The 24,090-nt window shown below is 51.5% G+C and carries 13 protein-coding genes; 4 read left to right on the forward strand and 9 right to left on the reverse strand.

All coding sequences use genetic code 11. The features are described 5' to 3' along the window. Window positions 1-4: 4 nt before the first annotated feature. From FEM44_RS01330 to gyrA, 5 genes are all read right to left on the reverse strand, one after another. Entirely contained in the window at window positions 5-1,654 is a 1,650-nt protein-coding gene (locus FEM44_RS01330; RefSeq protein ID WP_135521840.1) for a YfaQ family protein, read from the reverse strand. Beyond that, complete coding sequence (locus FEM44_RS01335) at window positions 1,655-6,163, reverse strand: alpha-2-macroglobulin family protein (RefSeq protein ID WP_205713473.1); 4,509 nt, start codon at window positions 6,161-6,163, stop codon at window positions 1,655-1,657. Window positions 6,164-6,186: 23 nt separating this feature from the next. After that, window positions 6,187-6,810, reverse strand: coding sequence for a DUF1175 domain-containing protein (locus tag FEM44_RS01340; protein WP_135521838.1), 624 nt, complete (start codon window positions 6,808-6,810; stop codon window positions 6,187-6,189). Continuing rightward, on the reverse strand, window positions 6,807-8,495 hold the full coding sequence (locus FEM44_RS01345; RefSeq protein ID WP_135521836.1) for a DUF2138 domain-containing protein: 1,689 nt from the start codon (window positions 8,493-8,495) through the stop codon (window positions 6,807-6,809). Before FEM44_RS01345 ends, FEM44_RS01340 begins: the two co-directional genes overlap by 4 nt. Window positions 8,496-8,644: 149 nt before the next feature. Further along, on the reverse strand, window positions 8,645-11,272 hold the full coding sequence (gyrA, locus tag FEM44_RS01350) for a DNA topoisomerase (ATP-hydrolyzing) subunit A (protein ID WP_001281237.1): 2,628 nt from the start codon (window positions 11,270-11,272) through the stop codon (window positions 8,645-8,647). A gap of 146 nt (window positions 11,273-11,418) precedes the next feature. On the opposite strand from gyrA, the gene ubiG reads away from it, so the two are divergent. After that, entirely contained in the window at window positions 11,419-12,141 is a 723-nt protein-coding gene (gene ubiG / locus FEM44_RS01355; RefSeq protein ID WP_130207157.1) for a bifunctional 2-polyprenyl-6-hydroxyphenol methylase/3-demethylubiquinol 3-O-methyltransferase UbiG, read from the forward strand. A gap of 140 nt (window positions 12,142-12,281) precedes the next feature. On the opposite strand, the gene yfaL is transcribed toward ubiG, so the two are convergent. Further along, window positions 12,282-16,025 carry an AIDA-I family autotransporter adhesin YfaL/EhaC gene (yfaL, locus tag FEM44_RS01360; protein ID WP_135521834.1) on the reverse strand — a complete coding sequence of 1,248 codons (3,744 nt, stop codon included), beginning with the start codon at window positions 16,023-16,025 and terminating at the stop codon, window positions 12,282-12,284. 676 nt (window positions 16,026-16,701) lie between these two features. On the opposite strand from yfaL, the gene nrdA reads away from it, so the two are divergent. From nrdA to yfaE, 3 genes are all read left to right on the forward strand, one after another. After that, window positions 16,702-18,987, forward strand: coding sequence for a class 1a ribonucleoside-diphosphate reductase subunit alpha (gene nrdA, locus FEM44_RS01365; RefSeq protein ID WP_135521832.1), 2,286 nt, complete (start codon window positions 16,702-16,704; stop codon window positions 18,985-18,987). 152 nt (window positions 18,988-19,139) lie between these two features. After that, complete coding sequence (nrdB, locus tag FEM44_RS01370) at window positions 19,140-20,270, forward strand: class Ia ribonucleoside-diphosphate reductase subunit beta (RefSeq protein ID WP_000332038.1); 1,131 nt, start codon at window positions 19,140-19,142, stop codon at window positions 20,268-20,270. Further along, a complete protein-coding gene (yfaE, locus tag FEM44_RS01375; protein ID WP_135521830.1) occupies window positions 20,270-20,524 on the forward strand; it encodes a ferredoxin-like diferric-tyrosyl radical cofactor maintenance protein YfaE in 255 nt (84 codons plus the stop codon). The genes nrdB and yfaE overlap by 1 nt, the downstream gene beginning before the upstream one ends. A gap of 53 nt (window positions 20,525-20,577) precedes the next feature. Here yfaE and inaA read toward each other — a convergent pair whose 3' ends face one another. From inaA to glpT, 3 genes are all read right to left on the reverse strand, one after another. Beyond that, the gene (inaA, locus tag FEM44_RS01380; protein WP_135521828.1) at window positions 20,578-21,228 is read right to left on the reverse strand and encodes a lipopolysaccharide kinase InaA; all 651 of its coding nucleotides are present in this window, start codon (window positions 21,226-21,228) and stop codon (window positions 20,578-20,580) included. Between the two features lie 239 nt (window positions 21,229-21,467). After that, the gene (gene glpQ / locus FEM44_RS01385; RefSeq protein WP_135521826.1) at window positions 21,468-22,544 is read right to left on the reverse strand and encodes a glycerophosphodiester phosphodiesterase; all 1,077 of its coding nucleotides are present in this window, start codon (window positions 22,542-22,544) and stop codon (window positions 21,468-21,470) included. Window positions 22,545-22,548: 4 nt separating this feature from the next. Next, window positions 22,549-23,907, reverse strand: coding sequence for a glycerol-3-phosphate transporter (gene glpT / locus FEM44_RS01390; protein ID WP_135521824.1), 1,359 nt, complete (start codon window positions 23,905-23,907; stop codon window positions 22,549-22,551). Window positions 23,908-24,090 lie beyond the last annotated feature (183 nt).

Raw genomic sequence — 24,090 nt, forward strand, 5'->3', positions numbered from 1 at the left:
AGCATTAGTCCATTAATAATTGTCGGGTCAGCGTTTCGATATACGTCTCATCCAGCCCGGTGGGATAACCATCAAAGGCCAGGTGAAGATACTCATGGGTTAAATCAAGCCGATCCTGAAGCGTAAAGAAATTGCGAATGTATAGCCGTTTCTGCTGCCGATCGGTAAAGGGAAAACCCGAGACTAAACGGCAGACCGCAAACACGTCTGGCTCGTTATAACCCGTCTCGCCTTGTAACACCCGCCGCCACTGGGGCATTTTTTTCGCCAGCCAGGCTTTCGCTTTTGGCAAAATCTGGCAAGTGGAGCGTGGAGCTCCCCAGCGGCTAAGGTTGTTGTCGGGATAAGCAAACGCGAGTATCTGGTCGTAACGCTCTCCCCGCCCTGCCTGGGTGATGGCTTGCTGCCAGGATAGCGTGCCTTCGGCAGCACGGCTGCCGTGATAATGAACCGGATCGCCCGCATAGATGAGATCCTGCGTCCAGGCAGTCATCGTTCGCGCCCCCGTGGTAGCTGGCGAAGCAGAAACACGCTGCGTGGCGCTGCTGTCCGGGATGGTCATGCAATCGCCTTCCCGATCGGCGTTTTGCTGTAAAAACGTGCGAATCGCCACGGTCATGGCTTTCGCTGCTTCAGGAGGCGAGCTTTTCGCTTCGCGATCCAGAACTCTGGCAACATACTCTTCACGATCGAGATGCGACTGTAATTTCAGTTTGCCCTTTTCGATCACTAATGACGTCTCTCCGTGGCTGACCAACATAATGTGGTTACCATTGGCGAACATCACACGATAGCGCCCATTGAGCACTCCAGGTTTTACTGCCGTCGTGCTCTTTTCCTCAGTGACTTTCTTCAACGGATAGCGAGCAAACAGATCCACCAGTACACATTGCCCGCTGGCAACTTGCGTCGGCACAGGCAAAACCTGATTAAGTACCGTCGCATAACGGGTCAGTACCGTTTTGCTGGTGCCGCCACCTGCAACCCACAGCGGCGTGCCATCAGTTAACCATCCGGCAAAACCACCCTGGCGGATTTCCTGTTTATCATCGGCAAACCAGCTCCAGGTTTTCACCCGCACTCGACTACCGAGCATAGACGCAACACCGATTTTCGCCTCGTCCAGCACAACATCCAGTAAGACTTCCTGAGCTTTGTTTTGCGCGGGTAATGTCGCTAATGAATCAAGCAGCGATGTAACCGTTACCGACATTTCTGGTTTCAGCGTAGAAAGAGATGCTAACCACGCCGGAGACTGACGCTGTTGCCAGTATGGCCCCCATACATCCGCGCTAATGTGCAACCGCTGCGGCGCAAAATAGAGTCCACAGGAACGTACCAGCGCGGTATCGCGCGTTATGCTCTCCCCCGCCTGGCAACAATACACTTCTTCCGGGGAGTTGCCGCGACACTGGTAGGGCTGCTCCGGTTGATGGGTATCCTCCAGCCAGGCGTAAACATACAGTTTCCACAAACTCCCTAACGGCGTGGTGAGCGTGTCAGGTAACGTCGAGACATTTGTCACGCCTGACGACGATAACTGATACAGTTGGTCATGCTGCGCGCCCCGCAGCGCCAGTTGTAACGGCGTCTCCTGTGCAAAAGTCGGCAGGGTAACCAGCGTTAATAGCCAAACGACTCTGCGCCAGTTCACTTATTTCACCTGCATTCCGGTCCATTCGCTACCTGCCACAACGCTTTGCTGCGCAGGTGCATAGGAACGCACATAGCGAGCAGGCGGCAGAACGAATTGCCCTTTTTGCGAGAAGCGCAGCAGATGGCGGAAAGTGACCGTTCCCGTCAGTTCTTTCACCGGTACCATATAGGCCAGTTCGCCCATTTCATTACGCGCTTTTTCCAGCGATTGCCCCTGCTGTTTCGCAGCGTTGGGTTTATTGACCGATATTCCCCACGTTGTCCGTTCAACATCGGCTCCCGGCGGCAGTGGGACTTCTACCTGACCGTAGCGTAGAGATGCATTCTGCTCGTTAGTAAGGGTGATTTCATCGAGATACAGCGCATCGCTGTCAATCTCATTGCTGGTCACCGGCTGCAGAGTAAAGCTCATCTCTTCTTCACCAGGGATAAGCCGATACAACTGGCGTTCAACGGTCACCGGAATGTTACTTTGTTGAGCCGTTTTTGCCGGTTCACGCCAGCGGACCTGCACATTTTGCGGCGATAATTCGTCACCAAAAGAGAGAATGTCCGGCACGCCCTGACCAACCCAACGCCAGTATTCGCCCCCTCCAGTTAACTTATGTTTAGCCCATGCGCCCGCAGGCGCAGGCAACACAACCGGAGGCATTGTCGCCATATATTTCGCCAGCCAGTTCATGGCCAGCGCGCGTTCAATAGTGGATTGCTCAGCGGTCAAACCACTTAAAATAGCAGCCGCCTGGGTAGCGTCGCCCCCGCTATTGAGCAGCACAACTGTGTGCGCCAGCGGCTGATTGCTGTTTGCCGCTTTATCCCACGCGTATTGCTGAATCTGTGGCATCACAGTGGACTTCAACTGCGCTTTTTTCAGCAACGTCATGGTTAAGACGTTTGCCACCGCATCTGCCAGCGGAGATTCCGGTGTATCGAGGATCAGGCTGTCATTGATATCGCGGGAGCCTTCCTCAGAGAGTTCTTTGATTCCTTTCCGGGAAACCGCTTCATCCAACCCTTTTAACAACGTTTTGCACGGCAGATTCATCTCCTGCGCCCACGCCAGCACCAGCGCGCGATGCAATAACGGCATGTTATCCGCCTGCTCCGCGTAGCTGTCGAGCATATGCTGCCAGTATTCCGGTTGTTGCGTTACGCCAAGCGCCTGACTGGCCTGCCAGTCGGCGTACCATGCCCATGCCGTGAGGAATGCATCGCCATTACCATCTTCACCCCACCAGGTAAAACGCGCGCCTGGCCCCGCCAGTTGCATCAGCCGCAGACGGTTATCCTGAATCATCTGACGAATGTCGTTAGCGGCGGCACTTTGATGATCGGCAAGCGAACGCCATGCGAGACTTAGTGGGATCAGACGGCTACCGGTGTTGATCACGCCCCCCCAGGGTTCCTCTATTAACGCATCAAGATTGTTGCGGAAAATCTCCTGCGGCGTTTCGCTACTTTGCAGCCGGATATTACTCGCCTGCTCGGGCAACATCAGCGCGTTATCGCCACCGCCGAGCATGACGTTTTTCTGCTGTTCAACGGGCCAGCTGTTATCAACAAAAGACAGTTTTGTGCTAATGCTGTCCTGCACTTGCCCATTTTGTTGCAGTTCTGCGCTTAACAAGCCAGATTGCTGAATGTTCTGCGCCAGCGAAATATAGTTAGCCCCCTTATGCAGCGTCAGCGTCTGGCGCATCTCGTCGCCCGAAAATTTACTCACCAGCTCTACCGGTTCGTTATCCTGCTGACTGAAGATAAACAGCCCTGCCGCCGGTTTGTCGCCAAGGCGATAGACCGTTGGCATACTCCACTTCATGTAGAGATTTTTTTCCGAACGCAGATAAGCACGCCCCTGCCCGACCAGTCCGTCGACGTTCATGCCACGCGCGGTGATGCGCCAACGGGTTAACGAATCAGGCATCAGGAACGTGAAATATGCTTTGCCTTGTTTATCGGTTGTGAGTGACGGCATCCATGCTGCGGTATCAACTTCTTCGCGTCGTGGACGCTCCAGCATTTTCACTCGCCGCTCGCTGCGGTTAGTCGCGCCTGGCGCAACCGGCTCGCTGGAGAGCGCCTGGTCGTAGCTGATAAATGACAAACTGGAGCTGGTGCGCACATTGTTACGCCCCAGCGGATAGAAAAATTTGCCGATATTCGGTGCGATTTCCGGTTGCAGCGCGTAGATCATTTCATCGACCACGCCAACCGTTAGCTGCGCGGAAACTGGTTTACCCTTCAGCAACGAGGTTAATTCAACATTTACCAGTTCACCTGGCTGGTAATGGGTTTTGTCCGTTTTCACCCGGATATCCAGCTGGGGAACGGCGACTTTGATCCCAGCGTTCTGGAAACTGTACTGACCGTTACGGGTATACAGCACCGAAAAAGTGATGTTAGGCGCAAAGGCATTGTTCACCGGAACGCGGGCTTCATACTGGGTATCGTTTAAACGTTGTAACTTCAGCCAGTTTGCCGGATGCGATAGCAGCGACTGCTGTTCCACGCGATCGCGTTCCAGCGTCAATAACGCTTCATCGATTGGCTCCGGGAAGGTAATCAGCATCTTCGCGGTTTCGCCTGGCTGATACAGCGTTTTATCCGCCACGATATCTACCGTACCGGCATGAGCCGTGCTGCCCTTTCCGCTGACTGCATGGCTTAACCCGGCGAGAATTAAGCCGTCTTTATCGCGTAACGTCAGGTTGTAGTTGCCGGGTTTATCGAAATTGACGGTAAAGGATTTGCCACCAGACGCCAGGTCCCCGCTGTGGCTTGTGCGGTCTTCCAGACGCAACCACTCATACGTAACAGGAACCTGTTTTGAAGATTCCAGCGCGGCATAACGAAAAACAACCGGCTCGCCGCTATTACTGTATTGCGCGGCGGTGCTTAGAGAGTAATGCGCAAGACCACGTTCAATGAGGATCTCTTTGGTGGTGGTGACACGATATGCCGCGCCGTCGCTGGCGGAGACAGTCAGTAAATAGCGGCTCGGTTTATCGGCGGCGGGAAGGTTTAACGCCACATTGCCTTTATCGTCCGAAACAGCATCGCTACCTTCCAGCGATACCGGGAAACGTCCGGCATAACGCAAATCGTTACCAACCATTGAAAGTTGCTGAGCGCGCAAACTTAACTGCACGCGGGCATCTTTTACCGGTTCGCCATCCGGATAGAGCAGTTGCAATTTGCCGCTGACCGCTTCGCCAGTTTTGAAATCTTTTTTGTCGAGGGCTAAGCCAATCTCAAAATGTGGTTTGATGTAGTTGGCTACGCGAAAACTACTGCTGTAGACCTGATTGCGGTAAGCCAAGCGTAACTCATAACCTCCGGCAACGGCATTTTCTGGCAGGCGGAAACTACCCTGCCCGCCATTGAGCGCATCCAGCGTGACATTGACGGTTTGCAACAGGCTGCCGTTGGCGTCCAGCACCGAGAGTTTTGCCGGGGCGCTGACGATGGGGGATGAATGCAGCGGGTCGTGGAACTCGCGCCCCATCACTTTGACATCAACACGATCGCCTGCGCGGTACAGAGGGCGATCGGTAAAGATATACAAGCGGGTGTTGTAGATTTCGCTCTCGTAGAAGAAATTCTCGGAGACAAAAACGCCGCCTTCAGCATCTTTACCCAGAATGTATGAGCGTTCAGGCGATATATGTTGTAACTGCAAGGTGCCGCTGTCATTGGTGACGCCTCGGGTCATCACGCCAAGACCGTCAGTCCACAGGATTTCTGATCCAGGCTTCGCTTCCCCCTGCTTTTTGCCAGCGGTCCAAACCAGAAGCTCGTTACCCGACACTTTACTCAACGCCACGGTATTGGAGACAAACACCACCGTTGTTGCCCGATAACCACCCACCATCGCTTCGACGAGATACAGCCCCGGCTCTTGTTTGCCTAGAGGAATATAGATGTTGCCCGGTTGCGGCGAGATGAAGTTACTGGATGCGCCTTCCAGTTTTACCCCTTGCTGTGGCTCAACCGGTTTTGCCTGCCATAGTGGATAACGGAACTGTTCCACCAGTGGATATTTCTTCAGCGGTGAAAACTGGCTGTTTTGTACATAACGGGAAGGTTTGATGATGGCATTTCCGAGCTGCAATTCCGGTAATGCCTGGGTCACATTCTGCCGTGACTGATAAGAGAAAGAACGCTGCATTACACGGCGAGATTTGCCGTACCAGTTATCCCACAGCCAGGTTAGCGTATTGTTCAGACCGTCGCCCAGATACTGCGGTTGTACCACAATGCGGTGCAAGTTTTTCTGCTGACGCAGAAATGCCATCGGATCAGGAATACGATACAGGCGAACATCCACGCCGCCGTACTCTTCCATCTGATAACGTTGATAATCGCGCCCCGGCGCTTCCAGCCGCACTTTCGCCTCTTCGCTGCTACTAAAACTGCTGTCAGCGAGCAAAAAGAACGTTCCCCCGGCTGGCGGCGCATAGTTGCTGGAAGGAAGCGAATCGTCAGCATTAACAAGCCCCGTCCCCATAAGAGACAGGCTCAAGCACGCTGCTATCGCGCCAGAAAATTTAAACGATAAATGCCAATGAAATTGGGATTGGAATCGTTGGGTATCCATCGGGTGTCCTTCCATGTCATAAGTTGTTGCAGACTGACTGCGCGCATTCCGTTGTCAGTTTTCGTGGCGCTTCCGGTGTGGTAGATGACGTAACGCCCCATCCAGACCATTAAGTGCTGGGCATCGCCCTGATCGAAAAAAATCATATCGCCAGGCAGTGCCTGGTTTATGTCCTGGCCAATAAACTGGCTGTTGTACTGAATCAAATTAATCGCGGTTACGTAGGGGCCGGTTTTCCCGTTCCCCTGATTCCAGTTTTGTGCCAGTTGTCGTTGCTCAGATGTTAGCGTCATTTCTGGCGGTAGATACTGGTTTGACAGACCGTTACTTTTTAGCCATTTGCTATCGTGAACTTTCAGCGACTCGTTCGCTGCAAAGCGCACCAGACCTGCGCAATCCTGTTGATACCAACGTGGGCTTGGCCCCTGGCGTAGCTGTTCCTGCGCAATGCGCACAAACCAGGCACGAAACAGCCCCGATTGTTCGACATTCAGCATTTCACTCTGAACGCAAAAACAACACAGCCAGCAAATCAGTGCCAGCAGTCCACGCCTCATAATGGCTGCCAGTTGATTGGTAACCATTGCCAGGCGGCGCCCGGTTTCATCTGGTCCAGCTTCATGACATAACGAGGCTGTTGCGATAAAGCGTCCAGTTTCGGCATTAATAAAGTTTGTGCGGCGTTATAAAAAACCGGTTCGAGATTCTTCGGCAGACTAGTCAGCGTTTCGTTACGCAGCAGTTTCGCCATTCCTTGTGGATTGATATAGACCGGAACGACGCCATCAGTGGGTATCACATCCACCATTGCCGGGCGGGTTTTATTCAGTGTTTGCAGCGCGTTATTAACCAGCATGTCATCGAGGGAAAAAAGCAGCGTTTTGTTTTGCATCGCCAGCGACACGCGGAAAAAATAATCCGACATTAATTGATCTGGTTGCGCTGACTGTACTTTCGGATACTGACCGTATCGGGAACTCACTTCGCGACGCCAGATTTGCGCTTCGCCCTGCTGAGTTTGAGTTACCGGTAATACGCCTTCTGGCGCTTTGCTTTCACGAGCACCAATATTTTGGGTAAACAGTTTCCCTGGCAATTGCGCCTGTTCGTCAGTGCCATCAAACTGACCAACAAACAGCGGGGTTTGCAGTTTTGAATCCTCATACCAGCACAGCCCGGCGGCACCATCTAACGCCCCATTCAACTTGTCGTTTTCCTGAGCGATTTGCGAAAGCATTTCTTCGGCAATACCGTGCGAATACGGCACCGCCACACAGAAACTGGCACCGGCAGGCATACTGTTCCACACGGGCGTGAAATCGAAACTGGCATCTACGCTTGCGGATTCATCATTTAACGCCAGAAAGCTATGCCAGCCGTCGTTGTTCATTTCAAAGCGCACGCCAGCAAAAGAAGGCATTAATCGCTGGTAGCCAAAACCCAGCAAATTTGCGCTAACCACGATGCGCTGGCGTACTGGCGTTTTTTCGGCAGTACGATTTTCCAGGCCAAAACTGGCCTCCCAGCGTTTTTTACCGCTCAACAAATCACTTGCGATCGCCGTGGCTTCGGTATCCTGCTGGTCATCTTTAAACAGCATATCCGTGCTGGAAAACACCAGCATCTTGTCCTGATATGTCGCGAACATCAGGGCGTTCTTGCCGTTATAGCGCAACTGATAAACAGGGATGGTTTCACTATTTAGCTTAATACTACTGATTTCCGTCTTGCTTAACTGGCTATCGCTGGTAGCAGCAAACAGCAATGGCTCCAGCAACTTGCTCAAGCCACTACGCTGGATAAGCACCATGTAATGTGAAAGATGGCCCTGTTTATCGTGCCACAGTGCCGCCTGCGCAGGCTGGTCTAAGAGTGACGAAAAGAGCTTATCTTTCAGCGTGAGATCGTGTTCATAGACAATGCGGCGAATACTGCCTTCAATGCCCAGACGATCGGCATGATTCTGATAATAGAAAACGAAATCTTCACTCAGGACATCGTGGAGAAAAGGAATGGTAAGGAGATCTTTGGGAAGCTGGCTTAGAGAGTCGCTATCGAGAAAGAGGTCAGGCTCATTGAGATCGATTTGCAGATTGTTGTGCACCACCAGCGGCGACAACGTTTTTTCAGGCCCACTACCAGCATATTGCAATGCCCAGACGCCTGCGGAAAGCAGTGCTATTGCACCCAAACCTACAAAGCCATAGAACCGCCAGCCTTTCGCCTTTTTTTCACCACTCATTGCCACATTCCTTGTGTAAAGCCAGCCATTTTTTATGGGCGATGCGCAACTTTAGCGCGCCCTAATACGACAAAAGCCCAGACTTTGCAGCCTGGACTTTTCATTTCGAAGAAGGGATGTTTACTCCCTTCTGTCATGAAGAAATAAAATTATTCTTCTTCTGGCTCGTCGTCAACGTCCACTTCCGGAGCGATTTCATCGTCCCCTTCCGCAGCACTGCCGTCGATGGTATCCAGATCTTCTTCGTCAACCGGTTCAGCAACACGTTGCAGACCCACTACGTTTTCATCTTCCGCAGTACGGATGAGGATCACGCCCTGGGTGTTACGGCCCACGATGCTGATTTCCGAAACGCGAGTACGTACCAGCGTACCGGCATCGGTGATCATCATGATCTGGTCGCAATCATCTACCTGCACCGCGCCAACCACTAAACCGTTACGTTCGGTAACCTTGATGGAGATAACCCCTTTCGTCGCACGCGACTTAGTTGGGTATTCCGCCACAGCAGTACGTTTACCGTAACCATTTTGTGTTGCAGTAAGGATTGCGCCATCACCACGCGGCACGATCAGAGACACGACTTTATCGCCTTCGCCTAAGCGAATACCGCGAACACCGGTGGTGTTGCAGCCCATCGCACGGACAGAAGACTCTTTAAAGCGCACCACTTTACCTTCGGCGGAGAACAGCATTACTTCATCTTCGCCACTGGTCAGGTCAACGCCGATCAGCTCATCGCCTTCAACCAGTTTGATCGCCACTTTACCGGCGGTACGCAGACGGTTGAATTCGGTGAGGACGGTTTTCTTCACAGTACCGTTAGCGGTCGCCATGAAGACTTTCACGCCTTCTTCAAACTCGGTCACCGGCAGGATCGCGGTGATACGTTCGTCCTGCTCCAGCGGCAGCAGGTTGACGATCGGACGACCGCGTGCACCACGAGAGGCTTCCGGCAACTGGTAGACCTTCATCGAATAGACGCGACCACGGCTGGAGAAGCACAGGATATGATCGTGAGTGTTCGCCACCAGCAGCCTGTCGATAAAGTCTTCTTCTTTAATACGTGCGGCAGATTTACCTTTCCCGCCACGACGCTGCGCTTCGTATTCAGAAAGCGGCTGATACTTAACGTAGCCCTGGTGAGAGAGCGTGACGACGACATCTTCCTGGGTGATCAGATCTTCCAGGTTGATGTCTGCGCTGTTGGCGGTGATTTCAGTACGACGTTTGTCACCGAACTGTTCACGAACCAGCTCCAGCTCTTCACGGATCACTTCCATCAGACGATCGGCGCTACCCAGAATACGCAGCAGTTCCGCGATCTGATCCAGCAGCTCTTTGTATTCGTCGAGCAGTTTTTCATGCTCAAGACCGGTCAGTTTCTGCAAACGCAGATCCAGAATTGCCTGGGCTTGCTGTTCGGTCAGATAGTACAGACCATCGCGCACACCGAACTCTGGCTCCAGCCATTCCGGACGCGCAGCATCGTCGCCAGCACGTTCCAGCATCGCGGCAACGTTGCCCAGCTGCCACGGATTAGCAACCAGCGCGGTTTTCGCTTCTGCAGGCGTTGGCGCATGACGGATCAGTTCGATGATCGGGTCGATGTTTGCCAGCGCCACGGCTAATGCTTCAAGGATATGCGCACGGTCGCGAGCTTTACGCAGTTCGAAAATAGTACGACGGGTCACCACTTCGCGGCGGTGACGAACAAACGCCGCGATGATGTCTTTCAGGTTCATAATCTTCGGCTGACCATGGTGCAATGCCACCATGTTGATACCGAAAGAAACCTGCAACTGGGTCTGGGAGTAGAGGTTGTTGAGCACCACTTCACCGACCGCATCGCGTTTCACTTCAATCACGATGCGCATGCCGTCTTTGTCAGACTCGTCACGCAGCGCGCTGATGCCTTCCACGCGTTTTTCTTTTACCAGTTCCGCAATCTTCTCGATCAGGCGCGCTTTGTTCACCTGATACGGAATTTCGTGGACGATAATGGTTTCACGCCCGGTTTTGGCGTCGACTTCCACTTCTGCACGGGCGCGGATGTACACCTTGCCGCGACCGGTACGGTAAGCTTCTTCAATACCGCGACGACCGTTAATGATTGCCGCCGTCGGGAAGTCTGGACCCGGGATGTGTTCCATCAGCCCTTCAATGCTGATGTCTTCATCATCGATATACGCCAGACAACCATTGATGACTTCCGTCAGGTTGTGCGGCGGGATGTTGGTTGCCATACCTACGGCGATACCGGAAGAACCGTTCACCAGCAGGTTAGGAATTTTGGTCGGCATGACGTCAGGAATTTTTTCCGTGCCGTCATAGTTATCAACGAAATCGACCGTCTCTTTTTCGAGATCGGCCATCAGTTCATGGGCAATTTTCGCCAGACGGATTTCCGTATAACGCATTGCCGCCGCAGAGTCGCCATCGATAGAACCGAAGTTACCCTGACCGTCTACCAGCATATAACGCAGCGAGAATGGCTGCGCCATGCGGACGATCGTGTCATAGACCGCCGAGTCACCATGGGGATGGTATTTACCGATTACGTCACCAACGACACGGGCAGATTTTTTATAGGCTTTGTTCCAGTCATTGCCTAGTACGTTCATGGCGTAAAGTACGCGACGGTGTACCGGCTTCAGGCCATCTCGGACATCTGGCAGAGCACGGCCAACAATGACCGACATCGCATAATCCAGATAGGAGCTCTTCAGCTCTTCCTCAATGTTGACCGGTGTAATTTCTCTCGCAAGGTCGCTCATCTAACCGCTATCCCTCTACTGTATCCCGGATTCAAAGGTCGCAAATTATAACACAGCCGCGCAGATTGAGGTAAACCAATACGCTTTATTCACATCCAATGCCTGATATACTCGATTGCCTTGCCAATTACGGAGTAGAAGTGCCAATGAATGCCGAAAAATCGCCGGTAAACCATAACGTAGACCACGAAGAGATCGCTAAATTTGAAGCCGTCGCCTCCCGCTGGTGGGATCTGGAAGGCGAGTTCAAACCACTGCACCGCATTAACCCGCTGCGTCTGGGCTATATTGCCGAGCGTGCTGGCGGTTTATTTGGCAAAAAGGTGCTCGATGTCGGTTGCGGCGGCGGCATTCTGGCCGAGAGTATGGCGCGAGAAGGCGCGACGGTGACCGGTCTGGATATGGGCTTTGAGCCATTGCAGGTGGCAAAGCTGCACGCGCTGGAAAGCGGTATTCAGGTAGAGTACGTACAGGAAACCGTGGAAGAACACGCGGCAAAACATGCCGGGCAGTATGATGTGGTGACCTGCATGGAGATGCTGGAACACGTTCCCGATCCGCAGTCAGTGGTCAGAGCCTGCGCGCAACTGGTGAAGCCGGGTGGCGATGTCTTTTTCTCCACGCTTAATCGTAATGGCAAGTCGTGGCTAATGGCGGTGGTCGGCGCTGAATATATTTTGCGCATGGTGCCTAAAGGCACGCACGACGTGAAGAAGTTTATTAAACCGGCAGAATTGCTGGGCTGGGTGGATCAAACCAGTCTAAAAGAGCGCCATATGATCGGGCTGCATTATAACCCGATCACTAATACTTTTAAGCTCGGTCCCGGCGTTGATGTGAACTATATGCTGCACACGCAGAATAAGTAAGGTTGTTGTTTGGATTCATCTGGCAACCGTGCCAATGCCTGATGCGACGCTTGCCGCGTCTTATCAGGCCTACAAATGCTCCCCGTCGCCCGGATAAGGCATTTACGCCGCATCCGGCAATGATGCAGGGTGGACAGCGATTACCATTTCACCGTCATCGACAAAAAACCTGCCGTCTGGGCAAAATCATCGCTTCCTTTCTGCCACGCCACGCTGCCACGCAGCGAAACTCGCTGACTGATATTGCCCGTTACTCCCACTTTTATTTCACCCCGTTGTTTCACCGCATCGTCACTGATTTGGCTACCATCTTCTTCAATTTCCGTCGAATGGGGATCGTGATAATAATTCAGATCTAATGTTGGTGTGACATGAGCAGCGGTACGCCATTCGCTGTGTAATCCCAGCCGCGTCTGAATATCATCGCCCTGCGATTGTGACACCCGCGCATGGTTAGCGGCGGTAAAATCATCCAGCTGCACGCCCTGATAAATCACCTGCGCCTGTGGTTCAATTACCACATCATGCCCCGATAACCACTGATACCCTACCTCCAGCGAGGCGATGATCCCCGACGAGTGATAATGATCCGCGCCGTCGCTTTGTTCGGAAACATCATTGTTAAACCACGCGTATTGCAGCCAGCTATCCAGCCAGGCCCCCTGTCTTTGATTACCGTGCTGAAACCAGCTGGACGTCAGCCCAACGGCATAACCGTGGTTCTGGTTATCGGCGCGAGTTCCGGTCATATTCGAGCGGCTGTCCCCCTGGTTATCGCTGTAGCCACCTACAATCCCAAGCATCCACTCGCCATCATCGCCCCAGCGCCCGCTAAACAGGTCGCCGCTAAGCTGCACCGTAGAAGTGTCTTCGTGCTCCGCCAGCTGCCCCGCGTTGCTGTATTGATAATGGCCGCCGACCACGCGCAAATTCAGCATCTGATCATCGCCACCAGCGTGATCGTGTCGCTCCATCACAAATGCCTGATTTGCTGCCCGCAAATTATTAAGATATCCCCCAACTTTGGCATTCAGCACAGGCTGATAAGCGGGTGTTGGGTCGGGCTCAGGCGTGGGATCGGGTGTCGGATCCGGATCGGGCGGTGGCGTCGGAGTGACTTTTTGCGAACGCAGATACCAGTCGTTGTTATCTTCCACCAGCGTATAGTCGTAAGCGCCCATATTGACGTAGCCGCTGCCCGCCAGACTGAACTGCGCATTATTTTGAAATTGCTTGGGATCGCCAGCGAAATCAACCACTTTAATACCTGTAGATGTCGGCTCGCCAATGCCAGTAATGGGGTTAACCACCACGGTCGTATTGCCAGCGGTATTACCGTTCAACACCAACTGGTCGCTAACCGAGTCATCGCCGTTTAATTCGCTGTCGACAAACAGCGTACCGCCACCGTTGTAATCACCGTTTACGGTCAGAGTATCGCCAGCGGCACCATTTTGCAGGCTGATCGCACCGAAAGTATTGCTCAGATCACCATTGACCGTCACGCCTGAAAGATAAGTCAGGCTGTCAGTTTCAAGGTCGGTATTAAGCTCGCCTGTCAGCGTAACGCCATCGGTGGCATTCACCAGCGTACCGCCACCGTTAAACAGCGAGGCATCCAGTGCGGCGGAAGTATCCTGACTAGTCAGGCGTAAAACCGTACCATCGCTGATGTCGATAGTGCCGCTGGAAGTAGCATCAATAGACTGAATATCCTGATCCGCGCCAGTCTCGAACGTTGCCCCGTCCCCAACCCACAGCGACGAAGCATAAGGAAAGATATCCGCAACATCACCTTTCAGCGTGCCTTCTTCTACTCTCACCGCCGACTGCGTCGTGCCGCTGGCAGTCAGTTCTAGCGTCCCTGCACCAGTTTTCGTCAGTGTGGTTCCCGCGTCCTGCTGCTGCCCACTGCCGTCGGCCATCAGTGCCCCCCATTGCGTGTCGGCTCCCGCATCCACCATCACTTCACCATCGGCGCGCATTTCGATATCACGTCCGTGGCCTGCCGCATCTGAACACGTGTCAACGTCGGAGGTAATCTCCATCACGCTTTCTTGTTGATTATCAGTAAAAATAACCTGGCGGTTATAGTGGGTATCACCAAGCTGAGAGTTGTCGCTCACCACCAGCGTACCGGAAGCGATTTGTGTTGTGCCGAGGTATTGATTGTCATTTGCCAGGCTGACCTGCCCGTCACCTGCATCCACCACCACATAAACACCATTATTCCCGTCATCGCCAATATGCAGATCGTCGCCACCGTAAAGATCGACAACATCCTGCTGACCAATCACCGTACCGCCGCTGCCACTGATTTCCAGACCATCGTTCTCTGACGTACCGCTCTGCCAGGTAGTGAAATCGGAGAGATCCAATACGCCGCCATTTAACACGATGGACTGCGGATCGTCCTGCATCTCCGCAAGGTCTGTGGCGTTACCCGAAAGCGAGAGGATTGCGTCATCTTCCACCACAATATCGCCAGTCAGCGCCATCGACTGCGCCCCCGCCAGCACATAGCTGCCGTTTTCAGCAATCGTGAGTTGCCCTTCACCTTCGATGGTTCCGCTAAAACCGCCTGCATTAACGGTAACATTACCGCCAGCATCAATATTTAAGGTGCCATTCTGAAACCCCGTCAGGGAGTGAACAAAAGTCTGCTGTGTAGCGCCAACGTTCAATTCCGCCAGGTCATCCCGATGGCTGATACTGCCGACCATCAGGCCATAGCAATTTTGCGAATTACTCTGGCAACGGTCATCGCCGACATTCATCAGCGAATTGCTACGCCCCAACGTCACTTCACCGTTTTCGATCCGCATCTCGCCGGTAAAATTATTATTATCCGCATTGAGCACCAGTTCGCCCGCTCCGGTTTTGCTGATACTCCCGGTTCCGGCAATGGAATCGATCGCACCATCGTTACTTACGTCACCGATAACCAGGGTTTTATTGGCAGCGATATCAAACCTTACCTGGCTTGAATCGACGAACATAAAGCCGCCCGCCGCTGGAGAAGGGCTATCGCCATAACCTGCTGCGCTGTTGTTCTCATCCACTAACACGCCGCCGTTCTGGCTGTAGCTGTCATCAACAGAAATATCAATAAGATAGGGAGCCGTCGCGCTATTGGTATAAATCGCCCCGCCATAACCTTCGGCAGTGTTATTTGTAAAGGCAGTGTTATTTATTATCGTATAACCTGAAAGGTGTGAAATATCGCTATTATTATCGGTGACATCGATTGCACCACCATCACCATCACTGTAACTTGTTGATGTGTATGCTTGGTTATTATCAAAAATATCATCACTTAAATAGACGTCATTATTGATAGTATAAATTGCACCACCTTTGCCGTCATTGGCAATGTTTTTGCTGAACACAGCATTGGTAATACGTATATCTACCGCGCCGGAGTCGTTGGTGCCAGAAGAATAGATCGCGCCACCATATCCTCCGGCTACGTTATCCACAAAAATAACATTATCAAGATTCAGCGTTGAGTTTTCTTTGGCAAATATTGCCCCACCATTATTATATTCACCATTAACGGTATTATTCGCAAACAAGGTCATACCGCTTTCATTTTCTGGCGATAGTAAAAGTCCCGCCCCTTGTTGCAAAAATACTGCCCCTCCGCTAGCGCTATTTGTCATATCCGAAAAAACCAGCCATTGTCCATCAGCGACGCTCCAGTCTTGTGTAATGCCTGAAAGGCTTTGCCTGCTGGCCTGGCAACTGCTGGTTACGTTGTTTCCCTGGCATGATTCAAAACCCTGCGACGAGGCGTTTGCGGCTGTTAATGACCCCGCCATTATGGCAGGTATACCCCATATCATCCCTTTAGCAGAAAAAAGAATCCATTTTTTACTTTGCATGACCTGGTTACCACTTAAATAATATCGGTCTATTAAAAAACAGGTTATGCCTTTAAATAAAAATTAATTGTAAATCGCAAATAGATTAATCTTATGACATGGCAGTTAATGATAATAAATAGATCTGAAAACTTTCTTAAACTCACATTAATTCTTTAATTAACAATACTTAAATAACATTAATTTTATTAAATCATTTATCAACCATAAGAAAAATCAACATTGAGAGTGATTATTTAACATTGACTGAATAAAAAAACACCGTTACCAACCTTACAGCAGGTTACAAATGCTCATATTGTGAACAATGAAAATAAATGATTGCTCCAGATGCTGTTGTGGCAAAATCAATTTTTGTTGAATTGAATTAAGCGCAACAAATAACCTGGATCAATAATTATCTTAAATTGAACGTTCAAGAAATCACCGAACGGTTATTTTTAACAAATTTTTCTCTTCCCATTGACTTTCCCGAACACCTTGTCTGACCTAAGGTACGCGGAAGTCACTTTTTCCTTCCTGAGTTATCCACAAAGTTATGCACTTGCAACAGGGCCATTTTCACACTATCTTGCAGTGAATCCCAAATAGACCCCCTATATATAGTGTTCGTTGCAGCTTTCCTTACTACAGGTAGTTGCGCAAAACTATTGAGGAAAAAACAGGTACTACATACATGAATCAGAATCTGCTGGTGACAAAGCGCGACGGTAGCACAGAGCGCATCAATCTCGACAAAATCCATCGCGTTCTGGATTGGGCGGCAGAAGGACTGCATAACGTTTCGATTTCCCAGGTCGAGCTGCGCTCCCACATTCAGTTTTATGACGGTATCAAGACCTCTGACATCCATGAAACCATTATCAAGGCCGCCGCAGACCTGATCTCCCGTGAAGCACCGGATTATCAGTATCTTGCCGCGCGCCTGGCTATCTTCCACCTGCGTAAAAAAGCCTACGGTCAGTTTGAACCGCCTGCGCTGTACGACCACGTGGTAAAAATGGTTGAAATGGGCAAATACGATAATCATCTGCTGGAAGACTACACGGAAGAAGAGTTCAAGCAGATGGACACGTTTATCGATCACGACCGTGATATGACCTTCTCTTATGCTGCCGTTAAACAGCTGGAAGGCAAATATCTGGTACAGAACCGCGTGACCGGCGAAATCTACGAGAGCGCCCAGTTCCTTTATATTCTGGTTGCGGCGTGCCTGTTCTCGAACTACCCGCGCGAAACGCGTCTGCAATACGTGAAGCGTTTTTACGACGCGGTTTCCACATTTAAAATTTCGCTGCCGACGCCAATCATGTCAGGCGTGCGTACTCCGACTCGCCAGTTCAGCTCCTGCGTGCTGATCGAGTGCGGCGACAGCCTGGATTCCATTAACGCGACCTCCAGCGCGATTGTGAAATACGTTTCCCAGCGTGCGGGGATCGGCATCAATGCCGGGCGTATTCGTGCACTGGGTAGCCCGATTCGCGGTGGTGAAGCGTTCCATACCGGATGCATTCCGTTCTACAAACATTTCCAGACGGCGGTGAAATCCTGCTCCCAGGGCGGCGTGCGCGGCGGTGCGGCAACGCTGTTCTACCCAATCTGGCATCTGGAAGTAGAAAGCCTGCTGGTGTTGAAAAACAACCGTGGTGTAGAAGGCAACCGCGTGCGTCATATGGACTACGGGGTACAAATCAACAAACTGATGTATACCCGCCTGCTGAAAGGTGAAGAGATCACCCTGTTCAGCCCGTCCGACGTACCGGGGCTGTACGACGCGTTCTTCGCCGATCAGGAAGAGTTTGAACGCCTGTACACCAAATATGAGAAAGACGACAGCATCCGCAAGCAGCGTGTGAAAGCCGTTGAGCTGTTCTCACTGATGATGCAGGAACGTGCGTCTACTGGTCGTATCTATATTCAGAACGTTGACCACTGCAACACCCACAGCCCGTTTGATCCGGCCATCGCGCCTGTGCGCCAGTCTAACCTGTGCCTGGAAATCGCTCTGCCGACCAAACCGCTGAATGACGTTAACGACGAAAACGGTGAAATTGCCCTGTGTACGCTTTCTGCTTTCAACCTGGGAGCAATTAACAGCCTGGATGAACTGGAAGAGTTGGCCGTTCTGGCGGTACGCGCACTTGACGCGCTGCTGGATTATCAGGATTACCCGATCCCGGCAGCCAAACGTGGAGCGATGGGTCGTCGTACACTGGGTATTGGTGTGATCAACTTCGCTTACTACCTGGCGAAGCACGGTAAACGCTACTCCGACGGCAGCGCCAACAACCTGACGCATAAAACCTTCGAAGCTATTCAATATTACCTGCTGAAAGCGTCTAACGAGCTGGCGAAAGAACAAGGCGCGTGCCCGTGGTTTAACGAAACCACTTACGCGAAAGGCATCCTGCCGATCGATACCTATAAGAAAGATCTGGATGCCATCGCTAATGAGCCGCTGCATTACGACTGGGAAGCACTGCGGGAGTCAATCAAAACGCACGGTCTGCGCAACTCCACGCTTTCCGCTCTGATGCCGTCCGAGACCTCTTCGCAGATCTCCAACGCCACTAACGGTATTGAGCCGCCGCGCGGTTACGTCAGCATTAAAGCGTCTAAAGACGGTATTCTGCGCCAGGTGGTGCCTGACTATGAACATCTGCACGACGCCTACGAGTTGCTGTGGGAAATGCCGGGTAACGATGGCTACCTGCAACTGGTGGGTATCATGCAGAAATTTATCGATCAGTCGATCTCTGCGAATACTAACTACGATCCGTCACGCTTCCCGTCAGGAAAAGTGCCGATGCAGCAGTTGCTGAAAGACCTGCTCACCGCCTACAAATTCGGGGTCAAGACGCTGTATTATCAGAACACCCGTGATGGCGCTGAAGACGCGCAGGACGATCTGGTGCCGTCAATCCAGGACGATGGCTGCGAAAGCGGCGCATGTAAGATCTGATATTGAGATGCCGATGCGGCGTGAACGCCTTATCCGGCCTACGGCTCGAATTTGTAGGCCTGATAAGACGCGCCAGCGTCGCATCAGGCTCTGGATGCCGGATGCGGCGTAAAATGCCTTATCCGGCATTAAACTCCTAACAGGACACATTCATGGCATATACCACCTTTTCACAGACGAAAAATGATCAGCTCAAAGAACCCATGTTCTTTGGTCAGCCGGTCAACGTGGCTCGCTACGATCAGCAAAAATATGAAATCTTCGAAAAGTTGATCGAAAAGCAGCTCTCTTTCTTCTGGCGTCCGGAAGAAGTTGACGTCTCCCGCGACCGTATCGATTATCAGGCGCTGCCGGAGCACGAAAAACACATCTTTATCAGCAACCTGAAATATCAGACGCTGCTGGACTCTATTCAGGGTCGTAGCCCGAACGTGGCGCTGTTGCCGCTGATCTCCATTCCGGAACTGGAAACCTGGGTAGAAACCTGGGCATTTTCGGAAACTATTCACTCCCGCTCCTACACGCACATCATTCGTAATATCGTTAACGATCCGTCTGTTGTGTTTGACGATATCGTCACCAACGAGCAGATCCAGAAACGCGCGGAAGGGATTTCAGCTTACTACGACGAACTGATCGAAATGACCAGTTACTGGCACCTGCTGGGCGAAGGCACCCATACCGTCAACGGAAAAACCGTGACCGTCAGCCTGCGCGAGCTGAAGAAAAAACTTTATCTCTGCCTGATGAGCGTTAACGCGCTGGAAGCCATTCGTTTCTACGTCAGCTTTGCTTGTTCCTTTGCCTTTGCAGAACGCGAACTGATGGAAGGTAACGCCAAGATTATTCGCCTGATTGCCCGTGACGAAGCCCTGCACCTGACCGGTACTCAGCATATGCTGAATCTACTGCGCAGCGGCGCGGATGATCCGGAAATGGCGGAAATAGCCGAAGAATGTAAGCAAGAGTGCTATGACCTGTTCGTTCAGGCAGCACAGCAAGAAAAAGACTGGGCGGATTATCTGTTCCGCGACGGTTCGATGATTGGTCTGAATAAAGACATTCTCTGCCAGTACGTCGAGTACATCACCAATATCCGTATGCAGGCGGTTGGTTTGGATCTGCCGTTCCAGACGCGCTCCAACCCGATCCCGTGGATCAACACCTGGCTGGTATCGGATAACGTACAGGTTGCTCCGCAGGAAGTGGAAGTCAGTTCTTATCTGGTCGGTCAAATTGACTCGGAAGTGGACACCGACGATTTGAGTAACTTCCAGCTCTGATGACCCGCGTTACCTTGCGCATCACTGGCACACAACTGCTGTGCCAGGATGAACACACTTCTCTTCTGGCGGCGCTGGAATCCCATAATGTGGCGGTTGAGTACCAGTGTCGCGAAGGCTACTGCGGCTCCTGTCGCACGCGCCTTGTCGCAGGCCAGGTGGACTGGATTGCCGAACCGTTAGCCTTTATTCAGCCAGGGGAGATTTTGCCCTGTTGTTGCCGGGCAAAAGGCGATATCGAAATCGAGATGTGATCGGGTACTAGCGCCAGATGCGACGCTTATGCGTCTTATCTGGCCTACAACGATTACATGGCGTAGTAATACGCTTTCACCTGTTCCCAGTCGGCTTTGGGAATCGGCTTCAGATATTTTTCCAGTTGACGGAAGTCATGATTGATCGCTTTATGGCGACGCAGACGACGGCGACTTTTCTCCAGATCAAGAAAACCGGCTTCTGCCTTACCTTCTGTTTTCACATAGATATGGCGAACATAACAGCAACCATGCTGACGATTAACGCTATGCATCTTTTTAAATGCCAACGCCACCGCTTTCAACATGGCTTGCCGCACATCGTCGGAATAAGGCGTTACTGCGTGTTGTGAATACCAGTCAGCAATGCTGACAAACCCCGCCATATCTTCTGTCACCAGCAACGCGCGCCATTCGCCATCAATTTTCACCGCTTCTCCAAAAACGATTTTCGGCACAATCACGCCAGCGCGTTCCAGATCTTTTATCACCGCAACCTCGCGCACAATCGTCGGACGCCCAAACGGATAGCGGATAGAATAAAACAAGTGGTGAGTCATGCGCTTCACGTACAACTTTTTGCCGTTGTGCTCGACGCATTGCACCCCGCTCATGCCGTTGCGGCGGAAATTCGGCTCTTCAACCCAGTCACCTTCTGTAGCCCACCAATGATTAAACTCATCGTGTTTTGCTGAAACAGCCATACCCTGTCGCCTGTCTTTATTGTTAACGACAATGACTATAGGTGTTTACCTTAAGAAAAACTTAATAAAAAGTGTTTCTTACTGGATCTCTTTTGCCGGAAACAAGTCATCCCGCTCTAAATAACAGCAAGTAAGGATAACCAACAGACTTTATTGAAGAATGAAATATGTCCGCTATGTGCAGGGGTGTGAATGAAGAGAGGCACCGGATGGCACATAAGTGCCATCCGACACTGAATTTACTCTTTATTGAGGAATTTTACTGCCTTATCCGGGAAGTCCGTAAACAGCCCATTAACACCTGCTTTGTTATACAGAGCGTCATACAATTGATTCACATCGGTGGCATATTCCGGTAGCTTGTCGGCCCGCACGGTATAAGGATGCACCACCAGCTTATTCTGCTGTGCATCTTTTACCATTCCGGTAAGCTTGATATTACCCGGCTGCGATTTATCATCAATCACCATATGGTAATCGGGGCCAATACCGTCGGCATATTCCGCCACCTGCTTCATGGCACCCGGCTTAAACATCCAGTCATAGCTGTAATTTACCCAGGTTCCGTCCGGCTGTTTCTGCTGAGTTTCATTCCAGTCAGTATAAGCAATCAACTGAACCAGATTGAGATCCATGCCCATTTTCGGTTCCAGCTCATTTTTAATGCGTTTCAGCTCATCGGCATCAAAGCATTGCAAATAAACTTTATCCCCTTTGCTGGTGTAACCATATTTCTTCAGCACTTCCAGGGTTTTTGCCGCAATATCCTTCCCTTCCTGATGATGGAACCACGGCGCTTTAATCTCTGGATAGATACCAATATTTTTCCCGGTCGAATGGTTTAGCCCCTGAACAAATTCAATTTCCTCTTCGAAAGTGTGCACCCGGAAGTCAGATTTACCCATCGGGAAACGCCCGGGAAAAGTCTGCACTTTTTTACCGTTTTCAATATCGAAGCCTTCAGTGAATTTTAAAGACTTAATTTCATCCAGTGTAAAATCTATCGCGTAGTAACGGCCATCTTTACGCGCCCGATCCGGGAAACGATCGGCGACATCGGTTACCCGGTCAAGATAGTGGTCATGCAGAACGACCAGATGGTCGTCCTTCGTCATCACCAAATCCTGTTCAAGATAATCGGCCCCCTGAGCATACGCCATCGCCTTTGCAGGCAGCGTATGCTCCGGCAAATAACCACTGGCGCCACGATGGGCAATCACTATTTTCTCACTGTTATCCGCCGCCATTGCACTGCTTCCCATGATCATTCCACTCATCATGATAGCCATGCTAAGGTTTTTCAGCGTCAATTTCATGCCATTAGCCTCCGTTGCGTTTTTGCTGTAATTCCTGATGGCGACGTTTTTCGCCAATCATCACGACAATTAACAAGATAACCGCCAGGATGCTGCCGCCAATCATCACCATGAAGCCGCCATCCCAGCCAAAGTAGTCAACGGTGTAGCCGACAATCGCGCTTGCCGCTACGGAGCCACCAAGGTAACCAAACAGTCCGGTAAAGCCCGCCGCCGTACCTGCCGCTTTCTTCGGCGCCAGTTCCAGCGCGTGCAGACCAATCAGCATGACTGGGCCGTAGATCAGGAAGCCGATAACAATCATACAAATCATATCGACAGTTGGGTTGCCTGCCGGGTTCATCCAGTAAACAATAGTCGCGATGGTCACCAGAGTCATAAAGAAGACGCCTGTTGCCCCACGGTTGCCACGGAAAACTTTATCTGACATCCAGCCGCACAGCAGAGTGCCTGGAATGCCCGCATACTCATAGAAGAAGTAGGCCCAGGAAGATTTATCCAGCGCGAAGTGTTTCACCTCTTTCAGGTAAGTCGGTGACCAGTCGAGGATACCGTAGCGCAGCAGATAGACGAACACGTTGGCGATGGCGATGTACCACAGCAGTTTATTCGGCAGCACGTACTGCATGAAGATCTGTTTCGCGGTCAGTTCCTGTTCTGCTTTTTCGTTATAGTCGTCCGGGTAATCATTTTTGTACTCTTCGATCGGCGGCAGGCCACATGATTGCGGGGTATCGCGCATCATCGCAAAGGCGAACAGAGCCACCAGAATGGCACAGAAAGCCGGCATATAAAGCGCCGCGTGCCAGTCATTGAACCAGGCCATCCCCAGCAAGAACAACAGCGGCGGAATACCACCACCGACGTTATGCGCACAGTTCCACACCGACACAATGCCGCCACGTTCTTTCTGCGACCACCAGTGCACCATAGTACGACCGCACGGCGGCCATCCCATCCCCTGGAACCAACCGCAGAGGAACAGCAGCACGAACATCACCGCAATACTGGAAGTCGCCCACGGCACAAAGCCCATAAATAGCATCACTGCCGCAGCAAGAATCAAACCTGCTGGCAGGAAAACGCGCGGATTCGAGCGGTCCGACACCGACCCCATGATGAATTTCGAAAATCCGTAAGCAATTGAGATCCCTGAAAGGGCAAAACCTAAATCACCACGTGAGAACCCCTGCTCCACCAGGTAGGGCATCGCGAGAGCAAAGTTCTTACGAACCAAATAGTAAGCAGCATAGCCAAAGAATATCCCCAGGAAAATTTGCCAGCGTAATCGACGATAAGTCGGGTCGATCTCCTCAGCAGGTAAGCGCGCCTTGTGTGGCGCTGGTTTAAAAATACTCAACATTTATAGCCTCCGTGGCCGTGGTCTTATTTATGATTAACAGCCTGATTCAATGGAAGAACCCGCCGTTTCTTGAGTTGCCGCGATGTTAAGAAAACATTCATAAATTAAATGTGAATTAACGCACACATTATTAAATAAGATTCACAAAATGTTCAGAATGACGCATGAAATCACGTTTCACTT

Origin of the sequence: Escherichia sp. E4742, from assembly GCF_005843885.1 — a bacterium.
GTDB lineage: Bacteria > Pseudomonadota > Gammaproteobacteria > Enterobacterales > Enterobacteriaceae > Escherichia.